Below are 5403 nucleotides of genomic sequence, written 5' to 3'. Positions count from 1 at the left end.
CCGGGCGAGGTGCCCGGTCCGACGCCGCTGGGTGCAGCGCTGCGGTAGGCCGGGCTGTCGACGGCGGGTGCGCTACCGGCCGGCTGCGCGGCGCCGTCGTCGATCAGATCGTCGAGGTGGCCCTCGGTGGTCGGTGCCGAGTCGGCGGGTGCCTCGCTGCGCCGGCGGCCGGGCAGCGACAGCGAACGACGCCCCCGCGGTTCGGCCTGTCCGGCGGCCGGACGGGTGTCGTCGGGCCGCTGGACACGCAACTGGGTGGTCTCTGCCTGGGCGCCGGCGACCACACCTCCGGCGCTGGTGGTGACCGCCGCGGTGGCCGGGACCAGCGCCGGATCCTTCAGCTCGGGCTGGTCCTCCAGGACCGTCTCGCCCAGGCCGATCTTGCGCTGGAGTTTGAGCATCCACTGCGGCGCCCACCAGTTGTCGTCGCCGAGCAGCTTCATCACCGAGGGCACCAGCAGCATGCGGATCACGGTGGCGTCCAGAATCAGCGCGGCGATCATGCCGAACGCCAGGTACTTCATCAGCACGATGTTGCTCAGGGCGAAGGCGCCGGTGACGACCACCAGGATCGCGGCCGCGGCGGTGATGATCCGGCCGGTCAGTGCCGTGCCCTCGCGGATCGCCTCGGTGGTGGTGGCCCCGTTCTGCCGGGCTTCGACCATGCGGGAGATCAGGAAGATCTCGTAGTCGGTGGACAAGCCGTAGACGATGGCGATGATCAGCACCAGCACGGCGCCGAACAGCGGTCCGGCGGTGTAGTTGAGCAGGCCGGAGCCGTGACCGTCGACGAACATCCAGGTCAAGATGCCCAGCGTCGAACCCAGGCCGAGCGCGGACATCAGGGCGGCCTTGATCGGCAGGATGATCGATCCGAAGGCCAGGAACATCAGCAGCCCGGTGACCAGGACCAGCAACACCGCCATCAGCGGCAGCCTGCCCATCAGGGTGTCCATCGAATCCTGGGTCAGCGCCGGAGTGCCGGCCACATAGACCGTCAGACCCTGCGGATCGATATCGCGCAGTTCGCGGATCGCCTCGGCGGCGGTGTCGCGGTCGACCAGGCCGGCCGACATCTGCGTCACACCCCATTCGCTGCTGCCGGCCTCGTAGACGCCGTCGAGCCCGCCCTCGTCGGGCGAGGTGGAGAACTTCTTAGTGAAACCGGGGATCTGGTTGGCCTCGGCGGCGATCGTCTGGATCTTGGTCTCGGCCTCGGGATCATCCTGGTCGTAGAGGATCACCAGTTTGAGTTCCTCGGTGCGTTCGGCCGGGAAATAGCGGTCGAAGTCCTCTTGAGCGACCCGATGCGGATCCGACGGCGGCAGGTACTTCTCGCTCATCCCGCCGAAGACGATGTTGCCGAACGGGATGATCAGCGCCAGCAGCAGCAGCACCGTCGGGATCGCGGTCTTGAGCGGGTGCTTCATCACCCAGCCTGCGAGCTTGCCCCAGAAACCGTCGATGATCTCCTCGCGGGTCTTGGTGCGCCGCAGGAACGGAACGCTGAAGGCATCGATGCGACGGCCGAGGATGCCCAGGATCGCCGGGAGCACGGTGATCGACAGCCCCGCCGCCAGACTCACCGAGGCGATGGCGCCGTAGGCCACCGAGCGCAGGAAGGCCTGTGGATACATCAGCACACAGGCCAGGGCGACCACGATGATCGTCGCCGAGAAGACGATCGTCTGTCCGGCCGTCATCACCGATCGGCGGACGGCCGCCTCGGTGGTGTATCCGGCGGCGATCTCCTCCCGGAAGCGGCTGACCATGAACAGGCCGTAGTCGATCGCGATACCCAGACCGATCAGTGTGACCACCGACTGGGCGAAGACGTTCAGTTCGGTGGCCTGGGCCAGCAGGGTCATGATGCCCAGCGAACCGGCGATGGTCAGGCCGCCGATGAAGACGGGCAGGATGGCCGCGATGACGCCGCCGAAGACGAACAGCAGCATCAGGGCCACGATCGGCAGCGCGATGAGCTCGGCCCGGCGGATGTCGTCTTCCATCCCCAGGCTCATCGAGCCGGCGATCGGCTGCAGACCGGCCAGCTGGAAGGTGGTGCCGGGCATGTCGTAGCGCTCGGAGAGGTTCTCGAACGAGGGCTGGATGGTCTTGTAGTTCGCCAGGATCGTGGTGTCGTCGTTGCCGGCGACGCCGATGGAGACGAAGCCGCGGTTGGCCTCCAGATTCCACATCCGGTCCCGCTTCATCTGCTGAGCGAGCTCGTCGGCGCCGTTCTGGCCGGCCGGGAAGGGGTCGATGAGGCCGGCGTGTTCCATATCGTCGGGCCCGGACGGGGCGTCGCGGCTCAGGATGCCCGGATGCTCTGCGACGACGTCGTCGACGATCTCTTCGATCTTCGCCCCGAACTCGGGGTCGTCGATCGAGGTGCCCTCCGGGGGTGTGACCAGCAGGAGGACATCGGATTTGTGGTCGCGGCCGAGTGCGGTGTCGGCGATGATCGAGCCGTGGACCGACTCGGAGTTCGGGTCGAACCAGCCGCTCTGCGACAGATGGTTCGGGAGTCCCAGACCATAGATGCCCAGTCCGCCCATCAGTGCGATGAGCACGGCGATGACCGTGTAGCGCATCCGGTAGACGAATGAGCCGATGGATCCGAACACGCGGGTTCCTTCCTCCGGGGCGGCCTGGCATTTGCTCGGGACGACGAATCCCGTTGGGCATTCTCTCAGGTCGAACTGAGAAAAGGCAGTGCGGCCTACTTGAGCAGGGTCGTCAGCGATCGGAACGGGGTGAGCCAAGCGCCGTCGTCGGGCAGCGAATCGAGGCTGATCCGCGGGAGCGGTTCGCGGAAGACGGCGGGGATGTCCTCCAGGTCGATGAACTCGATCTCGGTGGCGGTCGCCGCCCAGGAGGCGTGCTCGCGAAAGCCGATGACGGTCACCGGAACACCTTCGCGTGCCAGCTCCAGCAGAGGCTCGCGGAAGGCCTGACCGTCGGCGGAGGCGACGAACACGCCGGCCAGGCCGGTGGTGTGCCGGCGCAGCTCGATGTGATCGAGCATGTCCTGGTCGACGTCGCTGTCCTCGCTCAGCTTTGGTTTGGCGAAGACGGCGTAGCCGACGTTGCGGAGGGCATCGACCCAGGGACGCACCACTTCGGCACTGCCGGGAACGATGTTGGTGAAGACGGTGGCCTCGGGCTCCACCGGTTCGTCGCTGGTCGCCGAGATGTCGGCGGTGCGGGACAGGAGCCAGCGGCCGAGGGCATCGAAGCGGGGCCGATGGGCCGCGGTGGGCCGCCCGCCGAGGATGCCGCCCAGCCCCATGTCCATGTTGGGGGCATCCCACACCAGCAGGACCCGGGAGGCGGTGTCGGCGGCGGAGGCGCCGGGCCGGTCGGGGAAGTCGGCGGGTGTCATACCTGCGTTCCCTTCTGTTCAGCATCCGGGCGGGCCTCGGCCGCCGGACCGGCATCGCGGGGTTTGACGTAGACGAACTCGTTCACCAGGCGACCCTCCCGGTCGGCGCGTCCCTCGAATTTCGTGGTAGGACGTTCGGTCAGGATAGGCGGCTGCGGCTGCTCGGGCGTGCGGGTCCACGGGATCACATGCGGGCGGGCGGGGTCCTGGGTCGCCAGCAGACGGGCGATCCACTCGGCGTAGTCCGCGTGATCGGTGGCGATGTGCAAGATCCCGCCCGGGGCCAGCCGGTCGGCGATCAGCTCGAGGGTCCCCGATTGCAGGAAGCGGCGCTTGTGGTGCCGGGCCTTCGGCCACGGATCGGGGAAGAACACCCGCACCCCGGCCAGACTGTCGGGGCCGAGCAGTTCGGTGAACACCACCGTCGCGTCACCGCGGACCATGCGTACATTGGTCAGGCCGGCGCGGTCGACCAGCCCCAGCAGCTGCGCCAGGCCGGGCTGATAGACCTCGACGGCGACGATGTCGTGGTCGGTCTCCTCGGCGGCCATCGCCGCGGTCGCCACACCCGTGCCGCTGCCCACCTCGACGATCAGTGGGGCCTGACGGTCGAACCAGGCCGCGGCATCCAGCGGCGGTTCCTGGGCGCGGTCGGGACCGGTGCGCAGATCGCGGCCCAGCGAGGGCCATAACTGCTCCCAGTTGCGCTGCTGTCCGGGGGTCAGCGTGCCCCGGCGGAACCGGAAACTGGTGACCCGCGGATACAGGCGCGAGCGGTCGGTGTCGTGCGGCGGACCGGCGGTGGCGTCGGTGTTCACCCGACCATCGTCGCGCATCCGGGGCGGTTCGCGGTATTCGGCACCCGATCCGGGGCGTACGAGTACCGTTTGACCATCGGCTTCGGGGGAGGCCGCCGCGGGGGAGGCGAGCATGGGGGACAGCGATGCCAGGACACCGTCCGGACCGGGTCGCGTCGATGCGGCGCAGCAGCGACGCGGACCGCTGACGCTGGCGGTCAGCGGCCATCCGGGGACCGGCCGCGACACCATGGCCGCGGCGCTGACGACGTGCTTCGGGGTGCGCTGTCTCGGGCCGCAGACGTCGTGGGAAGACCGCTCCGGCGCCGATCTACTGGTGCACGTCCTCGGCGCCCAGGTGCGCGCTTGCGACCGGGAGTTCTTGGCGCAGGTGCATACGCCGGTGCTCGTCGTGGCCGGTAAGGCGGATCTGCGCGGGACAGCGGCCGCCGCGCCGACGGTGGCGGCGGCGTTGGCCACGCACGCCGTCCAGACGCTGCAGCGTCCGGTCTATCCGGTCTCGGCCCTGCTGGCCGGTGCCCGGATCGACCCGCGGCTGTGGGCCGATCTGCGCCGCTGGTCGGCCGCGCAGGTGACGGTCCCGCCGCTGGCGGTGGCCTTCACTGAACATCCCGAGGACGACGAACGCCGGCGGCGCACACTCGCCTTCGCTGCGCTGGGGCCGACCGGCCTGGCCGCGGGGCTGACACACGCGGCCGGTGGTTCCGATACCGGACCGCAGACATTGACCGCCCTGCTGCGTGCCCGCAGTGGTTTCCGCGCGCTGATCGCCCCGATCCGTGCGCACGGTCCGACGATCGCAGCGAACCGGCAGCGCCGCTACCGGCGGGCGCTGACGCTGCTGGCGGCCGCCGGCGAGCAGCGCGACCGGCTGGAAACCGAACTGCAGCAGGGGGTGCGGGGATGATCCTGGTGGCCGGCACCGCCGGGGCGCGACCCGAATCGCTGGTGCACGGCCTGGCAGAGGTGCTGGCGGAGCCGGTGCAGCTGGTCTGCGCTCACGATCCCGGACTCGGGCCCGAGCCAGAGGCGCCGATGCCGCCGTGTCCGCGCGCGGCGATCCTGGCGGTGGACCTGTCGGCAGCGGCCGGTTCCGCCGAAGCCGGGCTGTTGCAGTTGCTGGAGACCTTCGGCGCCCCGGTCGCCCTGGCCGGGGTGGGGGCGGGCGCCGACGCCGGCTGGCCGCAGCGATTGGCCGCC

Annotated in this window: 4 protein-coding genes and 1 pseudogene; 2 read left to right on the top strand and 3 right to left on the bottom strand. The window is 69.7% G+C overall.

What is annotated here, in order from left to right; all coding sequences use genetic code 11:
- The 3 genes from GOHSU_RS16080 to trmB form a co-directional block, all read right to left on the bottom strand.
- A partial coding sequence (locus GOHSU_RS16080; RefSeq protein ID WP_005944406.1) for an MMPL family transporter occupies window positions 1-2627 on the bottom strand: 2627 nt, incomplete at its 3' end.
- A gap of 95 nt (window positions 2628-2722) precedes the next feature.
- Window positions 2723-3385, bottom strand: a complete 663-nt coding sequence (locus tag GOHSU_RS16075) for an NYN domain-containing protein (protein WP_005944402.1) — start codon at window positions 3383-3385, stop codon at window positions 2723-2725.
- Complete coding sequence (gene trmB, locus GOHSU_RS16070) at window positions 3382-4221, bottom strand: tRNA (guanosine(46)-N7)-methyltransferase TrmB (RefSeq protein WP_005944399.1); 840 nt, start codon at window positions 4219-4221, stop codon at window positions 3382-3384. The genes GOHSU_RS16075 and trmB overlap by 4 nt, the downstream gene beginning before the upstream one ends.
- Before the next feature lie 94 nt (window positions 4222-4315).
- Between trmB and GOHSU_RS16065 the strand changes: the two genes are divergently transcribed.
- A complete protein-coding gene (locus GOHSU_RS16065; RefSeq protein WP_005944397.1) occupies window positions 4316-5110 on the top strand; it encodes a hypothetical protein in 795 nt (264 codons plus the stop codon).
- Window positions 5107-5403 (top strand): annotated as a pseudogene (locus tag GOHSU_RS16060) (hypothetical protein); the annotation flags it as partial. The gene GOHSU_RS16065 and the pseudogene GOHSU_RS16060, both read left to right, overlap by 4 nt.

The sequence above is a fragment of the Gordonia hirsuta DSM 44140 = NBRC 16056 genome, assembly GCF_000333015.1.
Taxonomy (GTDB): domain Bacteria; phylum Actinomycetota; class Actinomycetes; order Mycobacteriales; family Mycobacteriaceae; genus Gordonia; species Gordonia hirsuta.
The sequence above is the reverse complement of the archived record's forward strand: the minus strand, read 5'-3'. Positions and strand labels throughout refer to the sequence as shown.

Excerpts from the sequence above, each read along its gene's own strand:
- GOHSU_RS16075 (WP_005944402.1), bottom strand. The coding sequence starts at position 3,385 with ATGACACCCGCCGACTTCCCCGACCGGCCCGGCGCCTCCGCCGCCGAC.
- trmB (WP_005944399.1), bottom strand. The coding sequence starts at position 4,221 with ATGCGCGACGATGGTCGGGTGAACACCGACGCCACCGCCGGTCCGCCG.
- GOHSU_RS16065 (WP_005944397.1), top strand. The coding sequence starts at position 4,316 with ATGGGGGACAGCGATGCCAGGACACCGTCCGGACCGGGTCGCGTCGAT.